The 2,943-nt window shown below is 50.7% G+C and carries 1 rRNA gene; it reads right to left on the bottom strand.

The window, feature by feature from the left end:
* Nucleotides 1-7: 7 nt before the first annotated feature.
* Nucleotides 8-2,920, bottom strand: a 23S ribosomal RNA gene (locus tag RV13_RS20195).
* Nucleotides 2,921-2,943 lie beyond the last annotated feature (23 nt).

Genomic DNA, 2,943 nt, shown 5'->3' on the forward strand with positions numbered 1-2,943 from the left:
TTTTATTTTGGTTAAGTCCTCGATCGATTAGTATCAGTCCGCTCCGTACATCACTGCACTTCCACTTCTGACCTATCTACCTGATCATCTCTCAGGGATCTTACTTTCTTAAAGAAATGGGAAATCTCATCTTGAGGTGGGCTTCACACTTAGATGCTTTCAGCGTTTATCCCTTCCCTACATAGCTACCCAGCGATGCCTCTGGCGAGACAACTGGTACACCAGCGGTAAGTCCATCCCGGTCCTCTCGTACTAAGGACAGATCCTCTCAAATTTCCAACGCCCGCGACGGATAGGGACCGAACTGTCTCACGACGTTCTGAACCCAGCTCGCGTGCCGCTTTAATGGGCGAACAGCCCAACCCTTGGGACCGACTACAGCCCCAGGATGCGACGAGCCGACATCGAGGTGCCAAACCTCCCCGTCGATGTGGACTCTTGGGGGAGATAAGCCTGTTATCCCCAGGGTAGCTTTTATCCGTTGAGCGATGGCCCTTCCATGCGGAACCACCGGATCACTAAGCCCGACTTTCGTCCCTGCTCGACTTGTAGGTCTCGCAGTCAAGCTCCCTTGTGCCTTTACACTCTGCGAATGATTTCCAACCATTCTGAGGGAACCTTTGGGCGCCTCCGTTACTCTTTAGGAGGCGACCGCCCCAGTCAAACTGCCCATCTGACACTGTCTCCCACCACGATCAGTGGTGCGGGTTAGAGTGGTCATAACACAAGGGTAGTATCCCACCAGCGCCTCTGTCGAAACTAGCGTCCCGACTTCTACGGCTCCTACCTATCCTGTACATGTGGTACAAACACTCAATATCAAACTGCAGTAAAGCTCCATGGGGTCTTTCCGTCCTGTCGCGGGTAACCTGCATCTTCACAGGTACTAAAATTTCACCGAGTCTCTCGTTGAGACAGTGCCCAAATCGTTACGCCTTTCGTGCGGGTCGGAACTTACCCGACAAGGAATTTCGCTACCTTAGGACCGTTATAGTTACGGCCGCCGTTTACTGGGGCTTCAATTCGTACCTTCGCTTACGCTAAGCACTCCTCTTAACCTTCCAGCACCGGGCAGGCGTCAGCCCCTATACGTCATCTTTCGATTTTGCAGAGACCTGTGTTTTTGATAAACAGTCGCTTGGGCCTATTCACTGCGGCTGATCGTTAGATCAGCACCCCTTCTCCCGAAGTTACGGGGTCATTTTGCCGAGTTCCTTAACGAGAGTTCTCTCGCTCACCTTAGGATTCTCTCCTCGACTACCTGTGTCGGTTTGCGGTACGGGCCATTGTTTTCTCACTAGAAGCTTTTCTCGGCAGTGTGACATCAGGAACTTCGGTACTATTATTTCCCTCCCCATCACAACTTGTCCTTAAAGACGTAAGCATTTGACTCACATCAAGACTTATTGCTTGGACAGACATTTCCAATCGTCTGATTCCTTAGCCTCCTGCGTCCCTCCATTGCTCAAACAAAAACAACGGGTACAGGAATATCAACCTGTTATCCATCGCCTACGCCTATCGGCCTCGGCTTAGGTCCCGACTAACCCTGGGCGGACGAGCCTTCCCCAGGAAACCTTAGTCATTCGGTGGACAGGATTCTCACCTGTCTTTCGCTACTCATACCGGCATTCTCACTTCTAAGCGCTCCAGCAGTCCTCACGATCTACCTTCAACGCCCTTAGAACGCTCTCCTACCAACACACCTATTGGTGTGTTCCACAGCTTCGGTAAACTATTTAGCCCCGGTACATTTTCGGCGCAGGGTCACTCGACTAGTGAGCTATTACGCACTCTTTAAATGGTGGCTGCTTCTAAGCCAACATCCTAGTTGTCTGTGCAACCCCACATCCTTTTCCACTTAATAGTTATTTGGGGACCTTAGCTGGTGGTCTGGGCTGTTTCCCTTTCGACTATGGATCTTATCACTCACAGTCTGACTCCCAGAGATGAATGGATGGCATTCGGAGTTTATCTGAATTCGGTAACCCGAGATGGGCCCCTAGTCCAAACAGTGCTCTACCTCCATCATTCTTACTCTGAGGCTAGCCCTAAAGCTATTTCGGAGAGAACCAGCTATCTCCAAGTTCGTTTGGAATTTCTCCGCTACCCACACCTCATCCCCGCACTTTTCAACGTACGTGGGTTCGGTCCTCCAGTGCGTTTTACCGCACCTTCAACCTGGACATGGGTAGATCACATGGTTTCGGGTCTACGACCACTTACTCATTCGCCCTATTCAGACTCGCTTTCGCTGCGGCTCCGTCTTTTCAACTTAACCTCGCAAGTAATCGTAACTCGCCGGTTCATTCTACAAAAGGCACGCTATCACCCATTAACGGGCTCTAACTTGTTGTAGGCACACGGTTTCAGGATCTATTTCACTCCCCTTCCGGGGTGCTTTTCACCTTTCCCTCACGGTACTGGTTCACTATCGGTCACTAGGGAGTATTTAGCCTTGGGAGATGGTCCTCCCGGATTCCGACGGAATTCCTCGTGTTCCGCCGTACTCAGGATCCTCCTAGGTGCCAGTCAAATTTTGTCTACGGGGCTTTTACCCTTTCTAGCAGACCTTTCCAGGTCCTTCGACTATCTCACTGGACTACCATATCGGAGTCCTACAACCCCAAGAGGCAAGCCTCTTGGTTTGGGCTTTTCCCGTTTCGCTCGCCGCTACTCAGGGAATCGATTTTTCTTTCTCTTCCTGCAGGTACTTAGATGTTTCAGTTCTCTGCGTCTACCTCTAATCAGCTATGTATTCACTGAAAAGTAACATCCTATAAAAGATGCTGGGTTCCCCCATTCGGAAATCTCCGGATCAAAGCTTACTTACAGCTCCCCGAAGCATATCGGTGTTAGTCCCGTCCTTCATCGGCTCCTAGTGCCAAGGCATCCACCGTGCGCCCTTATTCACTTAACCTTATCCTAACTTACGTTAGGGGG

This window comes from Enterococcus raffinosus (assembly GCF_001886185.1).
GTDB classification, from domain to species: Bacteria; Bacillota; Bacilli; order Lactobacillales; family Enterococcaceae; genus Enterococcus_A; species Enterococcus_A raffinosus.